At 47.0% G+C, this 24,367-nt stretch carries 20 protein-coding genes, 1 pseudogene and 1 riboswitch; of the genes and pseudogenes, 10 read left to right on the forward strand and 11 right to left on the reverse strand.

Annotated elements, in window-relative coordinates; all coding sequences use genetic code 11:
* Window positions 1–36: 36 nt before the first annotated feature.
* The 3 genes and pseudogenes from ACWHX8_RS10580 to ACWHX8_RS10590 form a co-directional block, all read right to left on the reverse strand.
* Entirely contained in the window at window positions 37–285 is a 249-nt protein-coding gene (locus ACWHX8_RS10580; RefSeq protein ID WP_447968090.1) for a hypothetical protein, read from the reverse strand.
* A 173-nt stretch (window positions 286–458) separates the two neighbouring features.
* Window positions 459–1,088: pseudogene (locus ACWHX8_RS10585) on the reverse strand (DUF507 family protein).
* An 8-nt stretch (window positions 1,089–1,096) separates the two neighbouring features.
* Window positions 1,097–1,483 (reverse strand): cyclophilin-like fold protein, encoded by a 387-nt coding sequence (locus tag ACWHX8_RS10590; RefSeq protein WP_447968091.1) that lies wholly within the window; start codon window positions 1,481–1,483, stop codon window positions 1,097–1,099.
* A gap of 240 nt (window positions 1,484–1,723) precedes the next feature.
* Here ACWHX8_RS10590 and ACWHX8_RS10595 point away from each other — a divergent pair, with 240 nt between their 5' ends.
* Window positions 1,724–2,521, forward strand: coding sequence for a ribonuclease H-like domain-containing protein (locus ACWHX8_RS10595; RefSeq protein WP_447968092.1), 798 nt, complete (start codon window positions 1,724–1,726; stop codon window positions 2,519–2,521).
* Complete coding sequence (locus ACWHX8_RS10600) at window positions 2,518–3,267, forward strand: Stp1/IreP family PP2C-type Ser/Thr phosphatase (RefSeq protein WP_447968093.1); 750 nt, start codon at window positions 2,518–2,520, stop codon at window positions 3,265–3,267. Before ACWHX8_RS10595 ends, ACWHX8_RS10600 begins: the two co-directional genes overlap by 4 nt.
* A 101-nt stretch (window positions 3,268–3,368) precedes the next feature.
* On the opposite strand, the gene ACWHX8_RS10605 is transcribed toward ACWHX8_RS10600, so the two are convergent.
* The gene (locus ACWHX8_RS10605) at window positions 3,369–4,100 is read right to left on the reverse strand and encodes a HalD/BesD family halogenase (protein WP_447968094.1); all 732 of its coding nucleotides are present in this window, start codon (window positions 4,098–4,100) and stop codon (window positions 3,369–3,371) included.
* A 331-nt stretch (window positions 4,101–4,431) separates the two neighbouring features.
* Here ACWHX8_RS10605 and ACWHX8_RS10610 point away from each other — a divergent pair, with 331 nt between their 5' ends.
* On the forward strand, window positions 4,432–5,064 hold the full coding sequence (locus ACWHX8_RS10610; protein ID WP_447968095.1) for a hypothetical protein: 633 nt from the start codon (window positions 4,432–4,434) through the stop codon (window positions 5,062–5,064).
* A gap of 82 nt (window positions 5,065–5,146) precedes the next feature.
* Here ACWHX8_RS10610 and recN read toward each other — a convergent pair whose 3' ends face one another.
* The 3 genes from recN to ACWHX8_RS10625 all read right to left on the reverse strand — a co-directional run bounded on the left by recN (window position 5,147) and on the right by ACWHX8_RS10625 (window position 7,936).
* Window positions 5,147–6,841, reverse strand: a complete 1,695-nt coding sequence (recN, locus tag ACWHX8_RS10615) for a DNA repair protein RecN (RefSeq protein ID WP_447968096.1) — start codon at window positions 6,839–6,841, stop codon at window positions 5,147–5,149.
* A gap of 26 nt (window positions 6,842–6,867) precedes the next feature.
* Entirely contained in the window at window positions 6,868–7,215 is a 348-nt protein-coding gene (gene trxA, locus ACWHX8_RS10620) for a thioredoxin (protein ID WP_447968097.1), read from the reverse strand.
* A gap of 163 nt (window positions 7,216–7,378) precedes the next feature.
* Window positions 7,379–7,936, reverse strand: coding sequence for a hypothetical protein (locus ACWHX8_RS10625; RefSeq protein ID WP_447968098.1), 558 nt, complete (start codon window positions 7,934–7,936; stop codon window positions 7,379–7,381).
* 459 nt (window positions 7,937–8,395) lie between these two features.
* Between ACWHX8_RS10625 and ACWHX8_RS10630 the strand changes: the two genes are divergently transcribed.
* On the forward strand, window positions 8,396–9,001 hold the full coding sequence (locus ACWHX8_RS10630; RefSeq protein WP_447968099.1) for a cell wall hydrolase: 606 nt from the start codon (window positions 8,396–8,398) through the stop codon (window positions 8,999–9,001).
* 77 nt (window positions 9,002–9,078) lie between these two features.
* Here ACWHX8_RS10630 and ACWHX8_RS10635 read toward each other — a convergent pair whose 3' ends face one another.
* The 3 genes from ACWHX8_RS10635 to ACWHX8_RS10645 form a co-directional block, all read right to left on the reverse strand.
* Window positions 9,079–9,894, reverse strand: a complete 816-nt coding sequence (locus ACWHX8_RS10635; protein WP_447968100.1) for a sigma-70 family RNA polymerase sigma factor — start codon at window positions 9,892–9,894, stop codon at window positions 9,079–9,081.
* 126 nt (window positions 9,895–10,020) lie between these two features.
* Window positions 10,021–10,116: riboswitch (cyclic di-GMP riboswitch) on the reverse strand.
* A gap of 328 nt (window positions 10,117–10,444) precedes the next feature.
* On the reverse strand, window positions 10,445–11,533 hold the full coding sequence (gene lptG / locus ACWHX8_RS10640; protein ID WP_447968101.1) for an LPS export ABC transporter permease LptG: 1,089 nt from the start codon (window positions 11,531–11,533) through the stop codon (window positions 10,445–10,447).
* A gap of 4 nt (window positions 11,534–11,537) precedes the next feature.
* Window positions 11,538–12,623 (reverse strand): LptF/LptG family permease, encoded by a 1,086-nt coding sequence (locus ACWHX8_RS10645; RefSeq protein ID WP_447968102.1) that lies wholly within the window; start codon window positions 12,621–12,623, stop codon window positions 11,538–11,540.
* Window positions 12,624–13,442: 819 nt separating this feature from the next.
* Here ACWHX8_RS10645 and ACWHX8_RS10650 point away from each other — a divergent pair.
* The 6 genes from ACWHX8_RS10650 (at window position 13,443) to aspS (ending at window position 23,293) form a co-directional block, all read left to right on the forward strand.
* On the forward strand, window positions 13,443–13,652 hold the full coding sequence (locus ACWHX8_RS10650; RefSeq protein WP_447968103.1) for a cold shock domain-containing protein: 210 nt from the start codon (window positions 13,443–13,445) through the stop codon (window positions 13,650–13,652).
* Window positions 13,653–14,090: 438 nt separating this feature from the next.
* A complete protein-coding gene (locus ACWHX8_RS10655; RefSeq protein WP_447968104.1) occupies window positions 14,091–17,060 on the forward strand; it encodes a 6-bladed beta-propeller in 2,970 nt (989 codons plus the stop codon).
* A 499-nt stretch (window positions 17,061–17,559) separates the two neighbouring features.
* Window positions 17,560–19,026, forward strand: a complete 1,467-nt coding sequence (guaB, locus tag ACWHX8_RS10660) for an IMP dehydrogenase (protein WP_447968105.1) — start codon at window positions 17,560–17,562, stop codon at window positions 19,024–19,026.
* Window positions 19,027–19,076: 50 nt separating this feature from the next.
* Window positions 19,077–20,633: a glutamine-hydrolyzing GMP synthase gene (gene guaA / locus ACWHX8_RS10665; protein ID WP_447968106.1), complete on the forward strand. Its 1,557-nt coding sequence runs from the start codon at window positions 19,077–19,079 to the stop codon at window positions 20,631–20,633.
* A complete protein-coding gene (locus ACWHX8_RS10670; protein ID WP_447968107.1) occupies window positions 20,630–21,499 on the forward strand; it encodes a pseudouridine synthase in 870 nt (289 codons plus the stop codon). The genes guaA and ACWHX8_RS10670 overlap by 4 nt, the downstream gene beginning before the upstream one ends.
* 24 nt (window positions 21,500–21,523) lie before the next feature.
* Entirely contained in the window at window positions 21,524–23,293 is a 1,770-nt protein-coding gene (aspS, locus tag ACWHX8_RS10675; protein WP_447968108.1) for an aspartate--tRNA ligase, read from the forward strand.
* 15 nt (window positions 23,294–23,308) lie between these two features.
* On the opposite strand, the gene ACWHX8_RS10680 is transcribed toward aspS, so the two are convergent.
* Window positions 23,309–24,226 carry a molybdopterin-dependent oxidoreductase gene (locus tag ACWHX8_RS10680; RefSeq protein WP_447968109.1) on the reverse strand — a complete coding sequence of 306 codons (918 nt, stop codon included), beginning with the start codon at window positions 24,224–24,226 and terminating at the stop codon, window positions 23,309–23,311.
* Between the last annotated feature and the right edge of the window lie 141 nt (window positions 24,227–24,367).

Below are 24,367 nucleotides of genomic sequence, written 5' to 3' on the forward strand. Positions count from 1 at the left end.
CATTTATCACCCATAATCTATCGCTTCACATGATTCTCAAAATAACCCACGACCGCGTTTGCCGAAAGAGAACGCGTCAAAGGCGGAAAAAATCGCAAACTGTATGTAAATCCACGTTGCCACATGCCAGTAATATTCACCGATGATGATCATGATAACCCCGCAAGCGATAAACCAATATCCGCGTGAAACACCTAAGTAAATATGCCCCAACCCCGAAATAACGGAAAGCGTTGCAGCTCCAATGCCATACCAGGTTTTATCGCGTTCATCGAGTTCAGACATCTGCTTCCTCTCTTGCAAGTGATCAGCTCAATATGTCCTCGGAACATTACCATGTGCTTCATAACCAGTTCTAGGTAGAGAAATGGTCGACATCACACATGGCAGGCCTCACAAGGGAAAAGATGTACGAATGCAATCAACGAATGGGTAAAAATGAGGAAACGGGAGGGAATTTAGCCAAGGTTCCGTTTTCGGAGTTCTTCGGCATAGGTTTTGCGGTATAACACATCCCATTCCTGGGAACCTTCTGGAATGTCGCGGGAATAGGACTCTAACTTGGCACGAACGGTTTGAGTCACCTCTTGCTCGATTTTCATCTGCTCATTCAACACTCGTTTAATTTCTTTTAAGACTGCCGTCGACTCACCTTTCAAATTCGCATCGCGATTTGTCTGAAGAAACTGAAGAATCGTATGCGCTAAATGAGTTTGCTTCTCATCAGAGAGCAGAGGAGACATCATAGTGTATTCGATCCTGGGAAACAGAACACCCCGAGATTCATTAAGATGTCCTGAGAGTGTTTACAGGACAATATTGCGTTCACGAACCAGTTTCTGCTTGACCATTGAGAACATTTTTTGATAATCCGCTTTGCCACTTTGAAACTCCGCATCAAACTTTTTGAGCAGCTCACGAACTTCAGTATTTAACCGATCTTCAACCGTAAGTTCTTCCGTAATCGCATGTTCCAGTGCTCGCACCATTGATTCCGACGGGCCGGTTCCGTCCAGATGCTTCTGCGACTGCAATCGCTGAAGTATTTGGAAAGCCATCGTATGAATACGCTCCTTGGTCAAACGCATGGCAATACTTAGGAAACCGGTTCAACTTTCATGATCGTTGCACCCACGGCCTCTCTGAGACTTTTCGCATCACCGTCGATTTTTCCAATAATATTCACACGATCGGCAGGCACGGGATCTTCGCCCAGGCTCATGGGAGTGCGCCCAAAAAATACAGCAAACATCTCGCCAACTCCCCAAAACGCCACATCCCCCACTTTCACCTGTGTCGTGGCTGTCTCGCGATAGTCTTTGACACCTGGAACTTTACAATAAAATTCCTCACCCCACATATTCACTGACGTTTCAATTGGCAACGCCTCATAGATTGCCTGAGCCGTTCTGGTTGGTTTAAGATCTGCCTCCAGCTTGACACCGCCGATCGATATCCGAATACGTCGTGCTTGCAACTCCATAATCATTACCCTTACCGTGAATAATCAAAAAATAATTGGATGTGCTGGAATGTAGCGTGTCCTCCTGATGAAATCAAGGACTCGCGTCGAGCCAATGGATTCGTTAATGTTCATATTTGATAGGACAGGAAGGCTTGTCGTTTCAACCTGTTTGTGAGAATCACTCAACGCGGTGACCGTATTGCTATCAGACTGCGCTCACTCTCCCCTGACAATTCTTACGAAAGTCTATTGGTCCCCATGCTCGAATCATCCTTTATCTTTCTCGACGGAATTGGGGAATCCACCGAACAGCGTCTCTGGGATCAGGGTATTGATACCTGGCAAACCTTCTTAACGACTTCAACAATTCCTGGCATTCCCAAGGCTCGGAAAGCGCTGTACGATGCCGAACTCAGAACCGCGCTTTACCATCTTGAATGTGGCGATGCAAAGTATTTTGCACAGTGCCTCAAGTCTCGCGATCATTGGCGGCTCTTTGAAATTTTTCGAGAAAACACGGCGTTTCTGGATATTGAGACAAACGGCGATCCGGCGGACTCCGGGTACATCACCGTAGTCGGCATCTATGGAAAGCACGGCATGACCGCACTCGTGCATGAGGAGACCCTAACTCACGACCGACTCCGTGAAGAATTAGAACAATATGATCTTCTCGTCACATTTTTCGGATCTGGATTTGATTTGCCTTACATTCGCACAAAGTTCCCTCGTATAACACTGGATCATCCACACTTCGATTTGTGTTTTGCAGCCAGACGGCTTGGATATAAAGGTGGCCTCAAACGTATTGAAGGCGAATTTGATTTACAGCGCCCTTCCAACGTTGACGGACTCACTGGGTGGGATGCGGTCCTACTGTGGCAAGCCTGGTGCAACGGCGATACCGATGCAGGTGCTCGCTTGCTTGAATATAATGAAATGGACGTCAAGAACCTTGAACCACTTGCCGAACGTATCTTTGAGAAACTCAAACTCCGCTACCAACCGGCAATGCTTCCAGATTACATGAAACCCAGGAGCAAGCAATCACGATGAAGTGGCAAGGATGGGGACAAACCGATATCGGACGTGTCCGTAAGATTAATCAAGATACCTTCGCCATACACCAGTCCCTCGGCTTGTGGATTGTGGCAGATGGAATGGGAGGCCATGCCGGAGGGGAAGTCGCCAGTCAGTTGGTCATCGATACCATTGGGCCATATGTTGAGCAGCATCAAACCAAGAAGACCTTGTCGAAAGAAGAACGCGAAACAATCTTACGGAATGCGCTTGAAGCAACGAACCACGCGATTCGAACCCATGCGAAAAAAAATCCTGAATTCTCCAGCATGGGGACAACAGCTGTTGTCCTACAGATTACAGAAGGCTCTCCCGATGAGGCGACAATCGCACACGTTGGAGATAGCCGTGCGTACCTTCTTCAAGACCAAGCCATGACTTTATTGACGCGAGACCACAGTCTTGTGGAAGATCGGATTGACCTGGGCATTATCACGCGAGAAGAAGCACTCACTCATCCACTCCGTAATGTCCTGACGCAAGGCCTGGGCATTGAGTCCACTGTCGAACCATCGGTACAAACCCTCTCGCTTCAACCAACCGACAAAATCCTCTTGTGCTCTGATGGGTTAACGAAAATGATGACCGACGATGAGTTTTTCACCGTGATCCGACAACACAGTCATTCACTGAAAGACGCCTGTCAACAGCTCGTGGATACAGCAAACAAATTAGGAGGAAACGACAATATTACCGTCGTCTTGGTTGGCTCAGAAACTTAAAAGAAAAAAACGTATCTCGTCGCTCGTGAAGCGTATCTCATAGAAATTCCCTTGCCTTTTACGAAATACGAGATACGAACGACGAGATACCTTAGTTTCCCCTAGGAGCGTCCGAACAGAGCTGGTAGTCCAAAATACCCTACCGCATCTTTCATATTCGAAAACCACCGATTGAATCGTCCCATTTCAGGATTGGTCACATACTGCAGCGTGAGGACAATACGCTCTTCATTTTCTCCAAGCGGCGTCACGGCATGATGCAGTTTGTCGCCATTAAAAAAGATGAAGGCCCCAGGCTTCGTATCCAACGATAATTCTTTCGTTTCTTTGGAAGGATCTTTCGTATGGAGGCGACAAGCAAGGCGGCTCGTTGAACGGTCAAGCAACCCGATCAAGACCGTATAGCGCGCACCTTTGTAGTACGATGTATCGTAATGATAGCCGATGTGATCGCCGGCTTCGGTATAAAAATACAAGGCACAGGAATGCGGATCTTCCTCTGGGCAGAGCAGCAAGCGTTCACCGGCAAGCTGACTGAGCCAGTCAATCAATGCCTGATCTTTATACAACGCCATCAGTGACGGAGCTGATTCCTTAACGATAAAATAGCTGACGCTTCCGCCTTTTTTATGCCCGGGAATAAAGTTGCGGTTCAGTTGAGGACGAACATGCTCAACCTCCTGCATCAAGTCATGAATCGCCTCTTGAGAGAGAAAAGAATCAAGCGCTAAAAACTCTCCCTGCTGTTGATAGGTGTTCAGCAGACTCTGGCCATCAACACGACTAATTGCCTCACCTATCCCTTCTTTTAGATTGAGTGTCGTAGTGTTCATCGGTAAATTCTAAAACCCATTACTTTCTTCACAAATACCTCAAAACAAGATGTTGTGATTATATTCTGTAAGACTCCAATAATTTAACATGAATAGTTAGGTTCAATCATCTCTATTTCATTCGACCCTGCAGATATTGATACTCCCATACGATAAGAAATACCCGAGACGATCGACAACAAATCTGAAGACTAAAGTAGTTCTACTATATGTTCTTGAGAAATCATAAGATTACATCATCACTGAATTGCTGATAGAAGCTTCATGGGTTATAACGGATCCAATAAACGCAATAGCTTTCGACTTGGTCAATAGTGCGAGGTTTTCCAAAATGAATCAAGAGCATGAGAGTGAATCGACTAGTCGGTTCTTTGGTCCTGAAGCACCCGATTTATTCTTAAAACTTAAGAAACAATTAAGGGATGAAGGCGATCGAGGGACAGTAATAGTTGGAGCTGCATTAATTGACGAATCTCTAGAACAACTATTAAAGGCAAGATTGGTCCCATCGACCAGAAAAAAGGATGAGTTACTTGATAATAGATATGCCCCGATTGCTTCATTATCTGCAAAAATTGATTTGGCCTACAGAGTCGGAATCATAAGAGTGGCAGTACACTCCACTCTCCATTTATTTCGAAAACTTCGAAATGACTTCGCACATTCATCGAAAAATTTGGATTTCAACTCTCTCGAAGTACAGAACCGTATACGAGAGTTATTCAAACTGAATAGTGACCTACTGAACGCTATATTCAAAGATGTTCAGGACGTGCTGAGGAATATTGATGATGAGCAGATACGAGCGATTTGTACAAATGCATCTCAGGAACATTCAAGTATTGAAAATTTATTGCAACTATTAGGCTGGCGCGGGGTGTTTGATCTGCTTACAGCACTAATCTGTGTAGCACTCAAACAATTACCCAACCAGGTGGAGCAGATAAAATCCCCGGAGCTATAGATTGAACACAGTCAGCTTTTAAAATCATGCGATTCATTGATCAGCAATGGCACTCCAGAGATGAGACTTATGAGTCGTGATTTTAAATTCTCTTTTTCTGAGTCGCAGCGGTCTTCAGCATCTCCACCGCAGTTTGCCGAATGGCTTTTGTGACTTCGACTCCACCAAGCATTCTTGAAATTTCGTCTTCTCTTTCTTTTTCATTAAGTTGACGCACATGCGTGACGGTTTTGTTTTTTACCACTTGTTTCTCAATGTGATAATGGGCGTGAGCCTGGGAGGCAAGTTGTGGAAGATGTGTAATGCAAAAGACTTGATGGTATTGCGCGACATCACGCAGCCGTTTTCCAATGACACTACCGACTCCCCCACCTACTCCCGCATCGACTTCATCGAATACTAAGACGGGAATTTCGTCGGCTTCGGACAGGACCGACTTCATGGCCAACATGACCCGAGATAGTTCTCCGCCTGAGGCAATTTTGGCCAGTAGATGCAACGGTTCTCCAGGATTGGCGGAAAACATGAACTCGACCGTATCCTTACCGGTAGGACCAAACTTCTCAACATCGGACATTGTATCTATCTGAACGGAGAGACGGACATTACTCATTTTCAGTTCAGTGAGTTCCTCAGAAATTTTCTTCTCGAGTTTCCTGGCTGCATCCACCCGATTACCTGAAAGCGTTTGGGCTGTTTTTTCAACCTGACCACATAAAACGTTGACCTGTTGCTGTAGTTGCTCTATCTGCTGTTCGACATCAGCATTACCGCTCAATTCAGCTTCTAGTTCTTGCTGTAATAGCATTAACTCATCGATAGAAGCTGTGTACTTCTTTTTGAGCCGCTGAAGTTTAGCGATACGATCATCTAATTCACCAAGTCTCTCTGGATCGTACTCAAGCGTATCGCGATAATTTCGAAGGCCGTCTGTATATTCGCGAAGCGTCACGGCTACCGTTTCACCCAAATTCGACCATTCCTTGACGCTTGGATCAATCCCTTCAAGTTCCTGGATATGATTGGCAATTACCTGGAATTGCTCTACAACCGAAGCCTCGCCTTCATAGAGCCGTTGATAGGACTGTTCGACAATTTCACCGATTCGTTCTCGATGACGAAGCCGTTGATGTTCTTGGGTTAGGGTTTCTTCTTCACCAGCCTGCAGGTTTGCCTCTCGTAACTCTTGAAGTTGAAATTGCTTCATCTCCAGGTGACGGCCCTGTTCGTCACGTTCTGCTCTTTTGTCAAACAACGCCTGCTTTTGACGACGCCAATCCTTAAAAGTTTGCGCATAGGCGTCTCGTAAAGTCTTCGTCCGGCCAAATCCATCTAAGACGTCGAGTTGCGCCTGTGCGGATAACAGCGACTGTTGATCATGCTGGCCATGAATATCAAGCAGATTGCGGGTTAATGTGTGAACGCCCTGCATCGGCGTGAGAGCTCCATTGATGTAGGTTTTATTTTTTCCGTTTCGGGAAAGGACACGCCGAATAATGAGGTCGGTTTCCCCATCATTCAAGAGATCTTGCTCCTGAAGTTGGACAATCAGTAGACTGTTAGACGGTAACGTAAAGGCAGCTTCGATGGTCGCTTGTTCGGCGCCAGACCGGATGTGTTCAGCCGAAGCACGCCCACCGGCAATCAGCTCCAAGGCATCGACAAGCAGTGACTTGCCTGCGCCGGTTTCGCCGGTGAGGACAATGAATCCTCCCGGAAATTCGAGGTGCAGTTGATCGATAAGAGCAAAGTTGGAAATGCGGAGCTCAGTGAGCATAGAACCCCGTCATCAACGCAACGGGCTTATGCCGTTGCGGATGACTGTGCCAGGAGGGAATCAATCACTTGTTTAAATTGCTGTTTGGACCGAGCACCGACGATTTTTTCGACAGGCTCACCACCTTTAAAAAACAAAATCGTCGGGATACTCATGATTTGAAACTTGCCGGCAACTTCAGGCACTTCATCCGTATTCAGCTTCATGACCTTTAATTTGCCCTGATACTCTTGGGCCAATTCTTCGACGACCGGAGCAACCATTTGACAGGGACCACACCACACTGCCCAAAAATCTACCATGACTATATCAGATGATGTCGCAACTTCCGTTTCCCAATTTTCTGCAGTAGCTTGTGCAACCAATGTGGACACGCGCGCCCCCTTTGCTATACATGAGTGAAGTCAGTTTTCAACGAGTCTTCATCCTAAACTGAGATTCCAGATAGTGTCAACATTTCTGCGTATTTCGTCGCTCGTAGTTCGTTGCTCGTCACTTGTGTTGCACTTCACGTTTCACGCAGGACACTTCCCGCATTCACCAATCCCATGCGTCCGGAACACCAGACCACCAGTCATCTGGATGAGCCTCCCGCCAAGCGGTCTGTTGAATCCACAACCTCTCTGTTCGTTTTGTATCGAGGCGATTGGCCATAGCTGACACAATATCAAATTGTTGACGAAGCCCTTCGTGAATCATTTCTCGAGCCATACGTGGCATCACGTTCGGAGGATCGATGATATCAATGAGTTTGCGTGATGTCAGATTGAGGGCCACCTGCCCCACCTTGACCCAATCATCGCGTTTCTGTAGTTCCGCGAGATACCCCTCTATTGCTTCATACACATACGCAAGATACACATACCCTTCGACGGAAGGCACCTCGTCCACATACAGCTGACACGCCTCAACCGCACGTCGATAGTCCCCTGCCGCCACATACAGTTTGGCCCGATGAAGATGCGAAGCCGACATGGCTTCTTGAATTCTTTTCCCGGCAAATCCTGTGTGAGGTGAAACGAAAAAAACACTTATCATTATGACTACGATGACAAGCTTGCTGATAATCAAAGACTGAACTCTCTGACCATTCATCGCCATACCTCCCAGTTAATGTACGTCTGCCGGTACACGGCACAAAAAACTGCATGGCACTGATTTATACAGATATATGCAGTTCTGTCATCATTCTGACAGATTGCAACGGTTTTTTTAAGTATGTAGCTCTCGAAGCGCAAGACGTCGATATTCTTGTCATACCGAATACATGCTGGTTTTGCAGGAAGTTCCATGAATAATACCTGAAAAGTGAAGTGAGAAATCTTTTGAATGTCAACTTCCTTAACGGAAAACTCAGTAATTGCATTGACTTTTTGCGATAAATCTATAGACTACCTCTCCAGTTTTCCTGAAGACCTCCTACAATACACCCAATTCCCGAACAAATATGCATAACAGTTACCGCACAGATCCCGAGGCATAACCCTTGCCATATAGAACTGCGAACGCAAAGCACACATTAAAATGGCAATAACCCTTAGATTTCACAACCCCATGCCTGACGGTACATACACAATGCTGCACGCGCTACGACATATCTGTCGATTTACGATCATCTTGGGGGCTGTCATTCTTTTGATCGTTATCTTGCCGACTGGAACAAATAACTCTGCGGCCTTTTCTCCGTTCATCCTTGTCCAAAAAAATACACCTGAACCACAAGTAGTCGTCACAGAACCACTCATTGATACTGTCATGCCATTATCTGACGATCGACTCGCAGCCCTCACGATTTACCTGGAAGCGCGTGGAGAGAGTTTTGCGGGAAAATTGGCGGTTGCGGCAGTGATAAGAAATCGCATGAAGGCCAAATACCAGAGTGACGGAACCGTCAAAGGCACCGTGCTGAAACGTTTACAGTTTCAACCCTGGAATCATGCAAAGCCGGAAGATGTCCGGCATCGAATTAGTGAGTCACGCATGCACGATAGCTTGCTGGCTTGGCGGATGGTTCAGGATGGACGCTCGATCGTGCAGGGTGCATTGTTGTTTTATAACCCTCGCTTGGTTCAGACCCCCAGGTGGGCCATGGTCAGCCATAAAGTCGCATCGATTGGCGGGCATGAATTCTTTGTTCCACCTGGTCGACTCCAGGTTTAATGATTTGCTCTACGCTGCATCACGGTTTCGACTGAAACCGCTTTTCGTTTCCTGGGACGTCCTTTTTTTGACAAAGGCTACTCTGGCTTTTCAGTTGGTGCATCCTCAAAATCTTTGAGCCCAATCCGTAACTTCCGTAGCGCTTCCGTGTGTACACGACAGATGCCCGACTCAGTCAAGCCTAATCGGACGCCAATCTCCTTCATCGTGAATCCTTGAAAATAATACTGCCGTAACACGTCTTGCTGCCGGCTCGATAAACGTTCCATCGCTCGGTCAAGCGCACGACTGGATTCCGAAGAGAGACAGGCTGAATAGGGGTCGACTTGTTCTTCATCAGGCAACACATCCTTGAGTGTGAAGGTATCTTCTTGAGACCCCATCGACAGATCAAGACTGAGCAATCGCGTGTCATGGAGGGATGTCGCATCTAACTCTTCCTGTGTGACCCCCAGCAATCCGGCTATTTCATCTCTGGTGGGATATCGTCCTTCCTTTTGAACAAATTCGGTACTCACTTGACGAATTTGATCATTGCGTGCACGGACAGAACGTGGAATCCAATCCATGGCTCGAATTTCATCAAGCATCATCCCGCGAATGCGATATTCGGCAAATGTCCAGAACTTTGTTTCCCGTTTAGGATCATAACGCGTCAACGCCCCCAATAAGCCGATGACCCCAGCGCTCGTGAGATCTTCAATGTCCAAGGACGCAGGATTTCTTGAAGCTAAGTTTCCTGCAATACGACGAATCATTGGAAAAAACTCTTTTAATACTTCTGCAGGATCTTGAGGCGAGGCCGAAGAATACATTGTGCCAGACGCATCGACGGAAGCGCCCGACTGAACTGTGTGTTCTTGCCTATCAAGGCGATGGGATTGCTTGGCCATAGTATTCTCCCGCGTCTGTACGCATCCACCCAACAGGGAACTCACGATCGAGCAGAGTGCAAAAAAAAAGCGCCCATCCTTCCGGATGAACGCTTCGGCCAGTGCCACTGCTCTTTGGATTTCCAATTCGGCAACCAGACGAACCTGCACGGCATCGAAGTGCCCGGCACAGGTCTCTCGGCTTTGCGTCCTACCCTTGCGGATAGTTTGCCTTTGTCACGACGTTTCGCGTGGTCATGTCATATCGACACGCCCTCTCCATTTTTCGTGATTGATTTAATCACCATCTCTCTCATGTAATGTGTCGGGACAATTCGGGAAAGAGTTAAGGTCTCCTATGAAGCAGGAACTTCATAGAACATGAGGTATTGTTCTCATGCTGAGTCAGAATACGAACATTCACGGTCAACAGACAGGCAGGATTTTTTATCATCAAGAGCAAAAGAAAGGAGGAATGTGGAAATTACGACACATTCGTGTGCGAACGGAGAACAGAGGAAGGGACAATTACGCGATTCATTTCCTCGTCCCACACAGGGTGAAAACAGTATCACCGAGTTCGTAAGAACAGATTCAATCCAATTGCCAAAAACATCACACACGCAAACCCACCGGCCACAAGCGGCATGAGTGCGCCATTTTTCCCGAGTACCATGCCGAACGAATGCGTGACCCAAAAGAGAAATCCAATTCCCAGGGCTTGGCCAATGCCTTTGGCAACAGCATGGTCTCGTATGCCCGTTTGCAACAAACTGATGGCGAGACCCAAAATCGTCATAACAAACGTCATCGCTGAAAACGCGACTCGCCCCCAATAATCCGTTGCAAAACGACTACTGCTATGTCCATCTCGCTTCAATCGTTCAACATACGCGCCTAACTGTTTGAGCGTCATGTTTTTCGAATCCAACGCCAGCCATGTCCGAAAGTCTTCTGGGGTAAGCGGGAGCCCAATGGCTAACTGCGCATAGCGGTCTGCGGTCACTTCTCCCCCCACTTGCACAATTCGACGTGTGGCATCACGCAACTGCCAGCCCCCGGATGCGTATCGCGCCTCTTCCGATTCGATAATTTCATGGAGTTGGAACTGCTCATTGACCCGATACAGGCTGATGCTTGCGAGACGTTGCCCTTCGTCCTTCACTCCCCCAATCTTGAGCAGACCATCTTGCCCTAATCGCAACCACACACGATCAGGGGATACCGACAGGGCGACGGGTTTTTTCTCAATGAGTACCGTCCTGACATAATCAGCTTGAATATTCGCCAGTGGCACGAATACCGCGGTAAAGCTAAACAGGATCGCGCTGACAATAATTCCTACCGCAAAAAACGGCGAAGCAATTTGATAGAAGCTCATGCCGCAGCTCCGCATCGCGGTAATTTCAGCACTTTTATTGAGAAAACCTAACGTCAACAAGGTTCCCATGAGCGCGGCCAATGGCGTAATTTGAAAACAAATATCCGGAATACGGTAGAAAAAGTAGAGCAACATAGACGAGAGGTCAGCATCGTATTTGAGAAACTTTCGAAGTTTTTCGAAAAAGTCGACAACCAGGTAGACCGTCAATAACGCACTCACACACATGAGAAACACTTTGGCGTACTGACGAAACATGTACCAAAACAACACGCCCATCACATTAACTCCTACTGGCTCGCACATACAGGAAGCCGGTCACTCCCAAGATCATCACATTGGGAAACCACGCCCCGACAAACGGGTGGACGACGTACGTCGTGACAAGAAATTCTCCCATAATGTTCAGCAAGTAAAACCCCACGATGATTCCAATACCAATCGCAAATCCGCCGCTCTTCCCCGACCGCTTTGAAATAATCCCAATGGGAAAGCCCAATAGACCGAGTAACAACGCCGAAACTGGAAAACCTAGATCTTTGTAGTGCTCCATCAGTCGACGGAGTTGTCCGGAGTCTTTCCAGTTCGATGCATGTAAATCCTGAATAATCTCTCCATAACTCTTGCGTTCCGTCGTCCCCATCCCTTCAGGCGGCGGCACGTCCATCCAAAAATCATAGGTTTGAAACCCTACTTCATGATAATAGCGCAAGTCGGGAGGAACCTGATGAATGGCGCCATCCAACAACCGTAACCCCAACTGCTTTCGTCCTTCGTCATGTAAGACCCGAAAAGACTTCGCGACAATAATTAAGGGTTTCACGGGATCACGTTGATCAGAAATAAACACACCACGTATGCGTTGTGTATGCTTCGGGTCTGGAACATAAATCGTCAAATTCGGGATGGGCTCATTAAACACACCCGAATCCAACGCAAGAGTCAGTTGATCCTCAATCACGCTCATGGCCAACCCTTTTAATGAGACATTTGACCAGGGTTGCCCCCATTGCGAAAGGAACAATGTCGTGCAAAATACAAAAATCGAAAAGACCAAAACCGGGACGCTCAATCGCCAGAAGCTCATGCCCGCGGCTCTCATGGCAATTAACTCGTTATCGAAAGACAACCGACTAAAAGTAGAAATCGACGCGATCAAGCAGGCAATGGGTAACGTCAACACCAAAAAAGATGGCATGAGGTGGGCAATAATGTTCAAAAGGGACCATACGCCTATCCCTTTTGACACGAGAAGGTCAATGAGACGTAGCATCTCCTTGGCAAAAATAATAAAGCAAAGCGCGGTGAGCGTTGAGAGAAAGGGAGAAAAGAGCTCTCGAATGATGTAACGGTCCAGGAGTGTAAACAAGGAAGCCTTGTGGAAAGAAAGAATTGCTCGTGTAGTCGTTAGCCGTTCGTTATTCTGACCATCATCACATTTTTCGACAGCATGCTCAGCATACGACGGTATTCGAAAGGCATACTGGAGAAAAGAGTTTTTCTATTCAGTATCGACGATCCTCGCTCTTGCAATTGACGTTCATCTCCAAAGACCACCTCGTTCTCGCATCTGAAGCCAAAGCCGGCACACGTCAATCACGTACGATTTATTCAGCGAAACAATCATAGAGCATCTCGCCCCTTCCATCAATGAAATAGCCATACCTCGAGTCTCTTGGGAAGCACACAGCTATTGCGTGTCATCGATGTTGATCTTATCCGTCACCCGTTCCAGCTCTTGAGCGCTCATTGCGCAAACCGGACCAATCAATATTCAATAATACTGACCTCATGCATGGCCTTTGTCTCATGGTCAGTCAGATTACAATTACTCTGTTTTCCGATAACATTCACAACGTTTACCTTGTGCTGACGAGAGGGACGAAACCTTCCGTTATTGACACGGTACTCATTCTATGCTAAATCCTGCTGTCTTTCTTAGGATCTGTATCGTGGCGAGTCATTTTATGTTTAATGCCGTAGAAGGAACGAACCCTTTCTGCGGCTTTTTTTTGCCCATCTCATGTTGAACGAACCCAACATTCCCAGGTCGATAGAGCTTCACGTTTCAGGTATGCTCCTCAGCACATACAACAGGTTGTTTCTTAGGCGATCCGACAAAGATATTTGGACTTATGACAGAAGCACGCAATCACCTTAACGTTATAACTTATTGTAGGAGGTCCCTGTGAAAAGTAAAGGAACAGTGAAGTGGTTTAATGACCGAAAAGGTTTTGGGTTTATTCATGTCGAAGATGGACAAGATGTCTTTGTACATTACTCGGCCTTAGAGGGCGAAGGGTTTAAAACTTTAAAAGAAGGCGAAGCCGTGGAATTTGACTTAGTAGAGGGTGCGAAAGGACCACAAGCTTCTAATGTCACCAAGTTAGGTGCCTAGCATTCTCTGTGAAGAGAACGATCTGTTTCCCGGGTGCGTTACCGGTTTACACCTTCGCGTAATTTGCTTGGCAAATTGAGTAGGTAATCGAGAGAACGTATACGTGAGCATGTGCCATGCCAACAACACATGTCAGCCCAAAAACGCACACGTCTCATGACGAGCACAGGCATAGAGAACAGCGAGAAAAACGAGTTACACATTCACTTCAGGTAAGATCTTCACGATATGACTGAGGGTACAGAAAAAGCAGCGTTTTCTAGGAATATCTTCAGTATATTCTTACAGTTTTTTGGTCATTATTGTTCACACCTTCAGACACGGAATACGCCTTGACTTCCAGAAAACCTGCCTGCTAGACTTCCTCGTAAGTAATTGGATTTATTATTAAAATTTATCAACGAGCCTACCGTCACTGCACGGAGACTCGTGTGAGAAATGTTACATTTTCTCAAGATGCGAGGGATTATGAGCGACTGGATGGTGAATACACGACGAACCACAACATATTCTTTCCATCATCAATTGTCCATTGAAGGCCTGGAAGAAGAGTGGGGAGCCGGTACGAGTGATGAACAATTACCCCCTGCCCCAGAAAATGTCCATGCAAAGCCGGACAATGGTCGCATCACCATAACCTGGGATCCAGTCCCTGAAGCCCTCTACTACAACCTTCATTATCAGAGCACCAAAGGCGTAGTCATAAAACCCAGTGAGTTAAGTAGGCCCATTGCCAGCGCTGACGACTTCAATCCAACCATTGGACTGAAAAAAGAAAACGCCACCACGATAGAAGGTGCCGCAAGCCCCTATGTACATGACGATCTCTCAAACAATCTCTGCTATCACTACGTGATCACAGCAATCACCGCTGACGGTGAAAGCCCTGAGTCAGAAGAAGTCATGTCGATCCCTTCGCCGTATCTGAATATTATGCAATTTGGGGTGCAGGGCATGGATGATGGTGAATTCAATTCACCAACCGGCCTTGCGATAGATCATGATGGCAATATCTATGTGTCCGATACCGACAGTCACTCGATTCAAAAGTTTGATAAAGATGGGAAGTTCCTCGCTCGATGGGGAGATGAGCCAGACTCTGAGGAAGGGAAGTTTTATTACCCTCGTGGCCTAGCGACTTCTCCAGATGGGGTTATTTACATTGCAGACAGTGGAAATAATCGAGTCCAAAAGTTTGATTTAGATGGAAATCTTATCAATGCCTGGGGGAAATTCGGCTTCGCCTGGCGCGGTGCTGAAGCAGGAAAGTTTGATGTTCCGTGGGGAGTCACCACTGACCAACATGGGTACCTCTATGTGTCAGACACCAGCAATGCCCGAATTCAAAAATTCAAACCTGACGGCACTCCTCTCCTCAAGTGGGGCCGTGATGGTGCCTACGATGGAGCGATGTTTTATCCTCGAGGCATTGCCGTAGACTTTATTGGGAACATTTATGTTGCAGACGAAGGCAACCATCGAATTCAAAAATTTGACCCACGCGGCAATTACCTCTTGAAATGGGGGAAAGAAGGGAACGGACCTGGACAATTTAAAGCACCGTGGGGTCTTGCATGTGATGCGCTGGGAAACATTTATGCCGTAGATAGTGGAAATCACCGCGTTCAAAAATTTGACTCGAGTGGAACGTTTCTCTGCTCATGGGGCAACCGCGGATTGACGGAAGGTCAATTGAATTTTCCATCTGGCATTGCCGTTGACAAAGAAGGTTACGTCTATGTGATTGATAGCGGCAATAATCGCCTCACAAAGTTTGCTCCGACGGAAGAAGAACTTGCGAGAGGAAGAGAACAGAGTCAAACACCAGAACTTGCGGACCTTGCCACGCCAACAAATATGACCGTCAAAGCTGGTGACTCGGAAAACATCATCAGTTGGCTCGAAGTTCCAGACGCGGTCAGTTACAACCTGTATTTCAGCACTGAACCCGGTGTGACGTCCCAAAATTCAACCAAGATTGAGGGTGTGACCACCCCATACAATCACCTTGGCTTAACAAATGCAACCACATACTTCTATGCACTAAGCTCAGTAACTGAAGAGGGAAGTGAAAGCATCCTTTCCGAGGAATATTCCGCCACACCAACGCTTATTGATGTTACGGCACCACAAAACCCCGACCTCGTCCTCAACCATGGGGCCTCAATGACGAATTCACCAGACCTCGTCGCCACCATTTCTGCAAGAGATGTCGATACTGGGGTTTCAGCCTATTTCATGTCCGAAAATCCAATGACCCCCAGTGCAACAATGCCAGGATGGGTTGACGTTGAGCCAGAGGAGCGTTTTGGTGCGACCATCCCGTTTACAACCTCTGCGGGCGATGGCCTGAAGACCGCCTACGTGTGGTTTAAGGATATCAACAACAATGTCTCGGTTCCTGCCAGCTCAAGCATATTGCTTAACACCTCTGGATATGTATGCATCGGCACATGGGGAAAAGCCGGACGTGGGGCCTCCCTCTTGCACGGTGGAGAATTTATTAGTCCGCTCTATGGAATGACCATTGATCGACAAGGCTCAATTTTCGTTGTTGATAATGGGAATAACCGTATTCAGAAATTTGAGAAAAATGGAAACTTCATCCTTCTCTGGGGAAATTTTGGCGGTGCAAACGGTAGTTTCAATAATGCGACAGGCATTGCTTGCGACGCGAAAGGCGATGTCTACGTTGCTGACACCAACAATCACCGTATTCAGAAATTTGATGGAAAATTGGGTCATTACCTCTCCAAGTTTGGCTCTCGAGGTAATGGAGAAGGACAACTCAATTCACCTTGGGGAGTAGCCGTCGATCGAGTACGTGGATATATCTATGTGGTCGACAGTGCTAACTTCAGAATACAAAAATTCGACGAGACTGGCGAATTTATTATGCAATGGGGAAGTTTCGGCAATAATGATGGACAGTTTTACTTTGCGAGAGGAATTGCCGTCGACCAAACAGACGGAACCGTCTATATTGTTGATATGGGAAACCATCGCATTCAAAAATTCGACACCAGTACGAATGTCTTACCTCAGCTTCTTGCGAGGTGGGGCGGCGGCATCGGCGCAGGTCATGCGAGTAGTGCGCAAGCCCAAGAACCAGGCCAATTCCGATCGCCTTGGGGTGTTGCTGTCGATGAAATGGGAGATGTGTACGTTAGTGATACTGGCAATCAACGCATTCAAAAATTTGATCGAGAAGGAAACTTCATTACCCAATGGGGTGGATTTGGAAATGCAACAGGACAGTTCAACTTCCCGTACGGCCTTTGTCTCGACAACCAAGGTGGAGTCTTAGTCGTCGACAGCGGAAATATGCGAGTGCAACATTTTGTTCCTGCAGAAGATGCACAAGAACAATTGCAAGACGAAGAGTCTGTTGGTCTTTTACAGGAATAAGCATTCACTGGCCATTCGAATACTATCTCCTCCAAACACTTTGAGAAATATGTGTGTCTTGAGCATATGCGTATGACCAGAAATTTTTGACGCTTTATCCCTGACAGTAGTACCCAATGTAAGTCTTCGTGACAGCTTCGGCTATATACGCAATACTCTTCCCTATGATTATAGAGAATCTCAATTCGGTCCAGTTAAAGCCGAAGGACTTTCAACACGGTGTCAAACGCTTCAAACAGCAGAAGGTTATACCCGCTTGGATTTTCTGACAATGCTTGACGTTTTCTATCACGTATTGGATGGAAAACTTGTACAGAGTGGCGATTTATCGTTTCGGTATAACTGAATCGGCTATAGCTCCACGCAGTACAACGTTTCATATTTGAACGGCTATAACTGCCTGCTATTATTAATGGACCATATGCCATCCGAGAGCATTATAATAGGTAGGCTATCAACGATCATTGGTATCACTGAAAACTAAAAGGTCGCATAGATTATGTGGGAACAAGAAATTCGAATCGGTTTAACATTTGATGATGTTGTGCTCATGCCAGCTCGATCTGATGTCATCCCGACAGAAGTGGATACCACAACACATCTGACCAAGAACATCAAAATCAACATCCCCTTACTCAGTGCTGCCATGGACACGGTGACAGAAGGTCGTTTAGCCATTGCACTTGCACGGGAAGGTGGAATTGGCATTATGCATCGAGCACTATCCCCGGAAGTTCAAGCTGGAGAAGTCGACAAGGTCAAAAAGTCAGAAAGTGGCATGATCCTCTCACCTGTCACCATTTCTCCAGACCAAACAATTCGTGATGTCCGTCATTTGATGGCGACCTATCGTATTTCCGGAATACCAGTCACGCAAAATGGAAAACTGGTTGGCATTCTTACCAATCGCGATCTACGTTTTGAAACGCGTATGGACCTTAAAGTCGCTCAGGTTATGACCAAAAAAAATCTCATTACGGCTCCAGAAGGCACAAGCCTCGAAAAAGCGCGTGAAATCCTTCATGAACACAGGATAGAGAAACTACCCGTCGTCAATGATGACTTTGAACTGAAGGGGCTCATTACCATTAAAGATATTCAAAAACGCATTAAATATCCTTCAGCCTGCAAAGATGCTCATGGGCGATTACGCACCGGGGCCGCCATTGGAGTAGGCCCAGACGCAGAAGAACGGCTAGACCGTTTAGTCAAAGCGGGCGTGGATATCATCGTCGTTGATACGGCACACGGACATTCACAAAGCGTCATGAACATGGTGAAGTTTGTCAAAAAGAAATATACCGACTTGGATGTCATTGCGGGGAATATTGCCACCACGGAAGGGGCAAAAGACCTTCTTGACTGTGGAGTCGATGCCGTGAAAGTTGGGGTTGGACCAGGTTCGATTTGCACGACTCGAGTCGTGTCAGGTGCTGGAGTTCCTCAATTAACAGCCATTGCAGATTGTGCTAAAGTCCTCCATGACCAAGGGACCCCCATCATTGCTGATGGTGGCGTAAAATATTCTGGTGATATCACAAAAGCGTTAGCCGCTGGCGCTTCCTCGATTATGATTGGATCATTATTTGCCGGGACAGAAGAATCTCCTGGAGATATGGTCTTGTTTCAAGGCCGCGCCTATAAAGAATATCGCGGCATGGGCTCATTAGGCGCCTTGGAACGTGGAGGTAAGGATCGATATGCTCAAGAAGGTCAACCCCTGGCCAAACTCGTCCCAGAAGGGATCGAAGCGCGGGTCCCCTATAAAGGCACGTTATCCGCGCTTGTCTATCAACTCGTGGGCGGATTGAGAGCCGGCATGGGCTATTGTGGCTGTCGCTCAATTCCACAACTCCAAAAGGAAGCAAAATTTACCCGTCTTACTCAAGCTGGTCTCCGTGAAGCCCACGTCCACGATGTGGTGATTACCAAGGAAGCTCCAAACTATCGCGCTGATGTGGAGTAAGGTTCTCTCATAGCAGAGACCGACCATGTCGAGAAGAGGCACCCCTTATTATGGAGTCTTCCTACGATACAATTGTTATCCTTGATTTCGGATCTCAGTACACCCAACTGATTGCACGCCGCATTCGAGAATTATCCGTTCACTCCATTATTCTCCCCCCGACCACACCTTTCAAAGACATATTGATTCATAACCCGAAGGGAATAATTCTTTCGGGAGGGCCAGCAAGTGTTCTCGAAGAAGGAGCACTCAGCCCCGATGCTTCCATTCTGAATAGCGGTATTCCTATTTTAGGCATTTGTTATGGCATGCAGATTTTAACACATCATTTTGGAGGAAAAGTCGGACAAGCTCAACAGCGAGAGTTTGGACGTGCGGAACTTGTCATTGATGATAACGCCGACCTCTTTCATGGTCTCTCCAGAGATGTCCCATTTCATGTGTGGATGTCACACGGTGATCGCATCGACCAATTACCAACGGGATTTGAAATAATTGCGCATACGCACAATTCCCCTATCGCAGCCATCAAACGCGTCGAGCCTCAACACAGGTTCTACTGTTTGCAGTTTCACCCTGAAGTCGCTCATACGGAATACGGCCAACATATTCTGTCCAACTTTTCAATCGAGATCTGTCACTGTCGTCCCACGTGGACGATGGGATCTTTTATCAAGCAAGCGGTTCATGATATCCGACAGCAAGTTGGCACAGGCAAAGTCATTTGTGCGCTGAGCGGTGGAGTCGACTCAACCGTAGCCGCCGCCTTGACCTATCAGGCCCTTGGAGACCAATTGACCTGCATCTTCATTGACAATGGGCTTATGCGAAAAAATGAAGTCTCCCTGCTTAAAGACACCTTCTCTACCCAATACCAAATGCCCGTCCACATGCTGGATAACACCGATGAATTTCTACAAGCACTTGGTCGTACGGTGGATCCCGAACGAAAAAGGAAAATTATTGGTCGGCAATTTATTAAGTCGTTTGATGCCGAAGCGAAACGCATAGGTAAGGTCGACTTCCTTGTGCAAGGCACGTTATACCCGGATGTCATCGAAAGCGTCAGTACGAACGGACCGTCCGCAACCATTAAGACGCATCATAACGTTGGTGGACTGCCGGCTCGTATGAAACTACGATTGATTGAACCATTGAGAGAATTATTTAAAGACGAAGTACGAAAGCTTGGTCTTGAATTAGGACTACCTCAAGATCTGGTCTGGCGCCAACCATTTCCAGGCCCAGGGCTCGCGATACGGATTCTCGGATCAATCACGAGAGAGCGCTTGCAGATGCTTCGTGAAGCCGATGCCATCGTCACTGATGAAATTATGAAAGCTGGACTTTCTCGTGACGTGTGGCAATATTTTGCCGTATTACTCCCAATTCGTACAGTCGGTGTCATGGGAGATCAGCGAACCTATGAATCAGTGATTGCCGTCCGAGCGGTCACCAGTACCGACGGTATGACAGCCGACTGGGCTCACTTGCCACATGACCTCTTAGGACGTCTCTCGAATCGAATCATTAATGAAGTCACCGGCGTCAATCGTGTTGTCTACGACATTAGCTCAAAACCCCCAGGAACGATTGAGTGGGAATGATGCTCTCTCAACCACCAACTGAAGTACGCCTTCAAAAAGTTATTGCCCGATCGGGAATCACATCTCGACGACAGGCCGAACTTCTCATGAAACAAGGTCGCGTGACGGTCAATGGAAAAGCGGTCACGGTCATGGGAACGTGCGTCGACCCGAAACGCGATCATATCAAAGTCAACGGACGTCATCTCAAGCCACCCCCTCCAGATGTGTTTCTGATGGTGCATAAACCTGCAGGGTATGTCTCCACCATGAAAGACCCAGAACGTCGCCCGACGATAGGCGACCTGTTAGATAAAAAGTCTGTTCGAACCTTCCCTGTTGGACGTCTTGATTACGATAGCGAAGGGCTCTTGCTCCTCACAAATAATGGGGAAATCGCACAAGCATGTTTGCACCCACGCTTTCATGTCGAAAAAACCTATCTCGTGAAAATTAAGGGCCAGCTCTCAGAGAACGCCATCAAACAATTAGAGGAAGGCCTAACCTTGGAAGATGGTCCAACGGCCCCGGCACGCGTGAGAAAAGTGCGGAAAGTTGCAGTCAATTCGTGGATTGAAATGACCATTCATGAAGGACGCAATCACCAGGTGAAACGTATGCTCCAGGCAGTAGACCATCTGGTACTCAAACTCAAACGTACAAAATTTGGCCCGTTGAGTTTAGGCAATCTGTCCGTTGGAAATAGTCGACACCTTACAGATCGAGAAGCCAATGCGCTACGAGACCTTCTGCTGGCACCTCGCGAACCACAGAAAGCGACACAGACTAAGAAAAAGGCTCTCTGGGCAAAAAGTACCAAGAAACGATCACTAGCATACGGTTCAAAGCCTGGCCAACAGAAGAGAGTGAAGAAGAGTAACGTCTAGACAACGCTGTCACGAGGAGTCATTGTGATACGAACGCATCGGTGTGGAGAATTGCAGAAAACACATGTAGGGCAAACCGTGACCCTGAGTGGGTGGGTGGATGGTCGACGAGACCATGGCGGAATTTTGTTTGTCGACCTTCGAGATCGACAGGGGCTCACCCAAATTGTCTTTGACTCAGAACAACAACCCAAGGCACATCAAATTGCCAGCCAAGTGCGAAACGAGTACGTCATAGAAATTTCAGGAACGATCACGTTACGGCCTGACGATTCCGTGAATCCACACCTTCCAACTGGAGAAATTGAGGTACGGGCAACAACCATCACCATTCTCAATGAGTCGAAACCGTTGCCATTCACAGTAGAAGATGATGTGCAGGCATCTGAGTCTATTAGGATGAAATATCGATACCTCGACCTGCGTCGCCCGAAAATGCAGCAATTATTAGCACTCCGTTCAGATGTTTCTCACAAGATCAGAAGCGTGCTCCATGCAAAGGGATTCGTAGAAATTGAGACACCAATTTTAACGAAGAGCACGCCGGAAGGTGCGCGAGATTATCTTGTTCCAAGCCGTGTGAACCCCAGCGAGTTTTTTGCTCTCCCACAGTCTCCTCAATTATTCAAACAACTCTTGATGGTGGGTGGGGTTGATCGCTACTTTCAACTTGCGCGATGCTTTCGGGATGAAGATCTTCGCCTTGACCGTCAACCTGAATTCACTCAGGTCGATCTTGAATTATCGTTTGTGGAACAAGAAGAGATTTTGACGCTGACAGAACAGTTGATTCGAGAGGTGTTTCACCATACCAAGGGCATTCAGCTTCAGGACCCATTTCCTCGGTACACCTATAACGACGTCATAGCACGTTATGGAACCGATAAACCTGATCTGCGGTTTAATCTCCCGCTTGAAGATCTTTCCGAGTTTTCACAGTCATCCGACTTTAAAGTATTTCGAACAACCGTTGAATCCGGAGGTATGGTCAAAGGGCTCGTGGTGAAGGGAGGAGCGGAGTTTACCAGAAGTCGCGTGGATCATTTCGTTGATATCGCAAAGGACTTTGGGGCAAAGGGGCTGGCTTGGGTTAAAATTCTTGAAAACTGGAAACTCGAATCCGTCATTGCAAAATTCCTCAAGGCTGAACAACTTCAACAGTTCCTACCCGAGGCACAACCTGGCGATCTCTTGTTATGCGTAGCGGATACCCCTTCCATTGTTCATCAAGTTCTTGGCCGCTTACGAACCTATTTTGGAGAAGAACTGACACTCATCCAAACCGACACATGGAAACCTCTCTGGGTTCTGGACTTTCCAATGTTCGAATACGATGAAGAATCCTCGCGCTATATCTCGCTGCACCATCCGTTTACCTCCCCCGCCCGAGACAGCATCCCCCTCTTAGATACCGATCCCCTTCACGTACGTGCAGAGGCCTACGACTTGGTCCTCAATGGATTTGAATTAGGGGGAGGAAGCCTTCGAATTCATTCAGCCACGCTTCAACAACAAGTCTTTGATCTCTTGGGAATTCAAAAAGAGGAGGCTCGGGAAAAGTTTGGATTTCTTTTGGAAGCATTGGAACTTGGAGCTCCACCACATGGAGGAATTGCTTTGGGATTAGACCGTCTGATGATGCTTCTCGGAAAGACGGAATCTATCCGGGACGTGATCCCCTTTCCCAAAACACAAAAAGCTCAGTGTCCGTTGACTGAAGCGCCGTCCCCTGTCAGCTCGAGTCAACTTCAAGACCTGTTCATTCAATCAACGTGGAAAAGCTCAGAGTCATAAAGCCCTCTTTCTTGATTATGCCGACTTCACATCCAATATGATTGAATGCAAACCACTTGCTCCCGCTGGTTGGGGTCTCGCTATTTCCGATGTTTGAACTTTTCCATCTATATCGATCGCACGCACAAACACCATATGTTTTCCAGGTGCAGGCGCAGCCCAATCATAATTCCAAATCACCCAGGTATAGGGTGAGAGAGGCGGTTCGATCTCGGCTGAAACCCAGGTTTTTTCCTTATCAAAGCTCAATTGCACCTCCTGGATCGTTCGAGGCCCTCCAAAGGCAAGACCACGAAGACGCTGCGAAAGGCCATGGATAACTTGATAATGCCCAGGACTGTCAATGCGGGAGAAAATTTTAATCGTTCCCTCGTCTGTCCACCCCTTTTGCTGCCAATAGCCTTTGTAATCCCCGGCATACACTTCAATTTCTGTAATCCATTTGACATTCTTGATACCATAGAGGCCAGGAACCACAAGACGAAGAGGAAATCCATGCATTTGTGGCAATTTTTCACCATTCATTAAATAGGCAAGCATGACGTCATCTTGCATGGCGCGGGTAAATGGAATGCTATCATGATAACCATCAGCCGCACGAAAAATGACATCACGCGCGATGTCCGTATTGACCCCAGCATCTTGCAAGAGCGATTTTAATGAAATACCACGCCACATGGCGTTTCCAAGACTGCTCCCTCCCGGAAGCGTATCAATACACATCAAGGTAGCAGCCTGATCAAATGATGTACGATTTAAAATGTCTCTCCAGTTCAATACTGTGGGCTGTTGCACTTCACCTTTGACAAGCAGCTGCCATTGCTCTATATCAATATCTCGTGAAAAGTTATAGGGAGAATCAGAAAAATTCACGGTATAAAATTTATCATTTGACGTAAAATACACGGTCTCTCTTGGTGGGACAGCAAACATACCTCCTAAATCGCAACCCGGCAATAGTCCGAATACACTTGTCACACTTCCAAGTGTAAGCAAGGAGCGGCGGGAAAGAGAAAATGATGGAGAAACTTGTTGTATCAGCATAATTATCAGTTATGATTATCTACTAGATAG

It is taken from the genome of Nitrospira sp. M1, assembly GCF_965152605.1.

Coding starts and splice junctions, on each gene's coding strand:
- ACWHX8_RS10580 (WP_447968090.1), bottom strand. CDS start 285: ATGTCTGAACTCGATGAACGCGATAAAACCTGGTATGGCATTGGAGCT.
- ACWHX8_RS10595 (WP_447968092.1), top strand. CDS start 1,724: ATGCTCGAATCATCCTTTATCTTTCTCGACGGAATTGGGGAATCCACC.
- ACWHX8_RS10635 (WP_447968100.1), bottom strand. CDS start 9,894: ATGGCCAAGCAATCCCATCGCCTTGATAGGCAAGAACACACAGTTCAG.
- guaB (WP_447968105.1), top strand. CDS start 17,560: ATGTGGGAACAAGAAATTCGAATCGGTTTAACATTTGATGATGTTGTG.
- ACWHX8_RS10600 (WP_447968093.1), top strand. CDS start 2,518: ATGAAGTGGCAAGGATGGGGACAAACCGATATCGGACGTGTCCGTAAG.
- ACWHX8_RS10670 (WP_447968107.1), top strand. CDS start 20,630: ATGATGCTCTCTCAACCACCAACTGAAGTACGCCTTCAAAAAGTTATT.
- ACWHX8_RS10625 (WP_447968098.1), bottom strand. CDS start 7,936: ATGAATGGTCAGAGAGTTCAGTCTTTGATTATCAGCAAGCTTGTCATC.
- ACWHX8_RS10655 (WP_447968104.1), top strand. CDS start 14,091: ATGTTACATTTTCTCAAGATGCGAGGGATTATGAGCGACTGGATGGTG.
- recN (WP_447968096.1), bottom strand. CDS start 6,841: ATGCTCACTGAGCTCCGCATTTCCAACTTTGCTCTTATCGATCAACTG.
- guaA (WP_447968106.1), top strand. CDS start 19,077: ATGGAGTCTTCCTACGATACAATTGTTATCCTTGATTTCGGATCTCAG.
- ACWHX8_RS10610 (WP_447968095.1), top strand. CDS start 4,432: ATGAATCAAGAGCATGAGAGTGAATCGACTAGTCGGTTCTTTGGTCCT.
- lptG (WP_447968101.1), bottom strand. CDS start 11,533: ATGGGCGTGTTGTTTTGGTACATGTTTCGTCAGTACGCCAAAGTGTTT.
- ACWHX8_RS10680 (WP_447968109.1), bottom strand. CDS start 24,226: ATGTTTGCTGTCCCACCAAGAGAGACCGTGTATTTTACGTCAAATGAT.
- ACWHX8_RS10590 (WP_447968091.1), bottom strand. CDS start 1,483: ATGGAGTTGCAAGCACGACGTATTCGGATATCGATCGGCGGTGTCAAG.
- ACWHX8_RS10630 (WP_447968099.1), top strand. CDS start 8,396: ATGCCTGACGGTACATACACAATGCTGCACGCGCTACGACATATCTGT.
- ACWHX8_RS10605 (WP_447968094.1), bottom strand. CDS start 4,100: ATGAACACTACGACACTCAATCTAAAAGAAGGGATAGGTGAGGCAATT.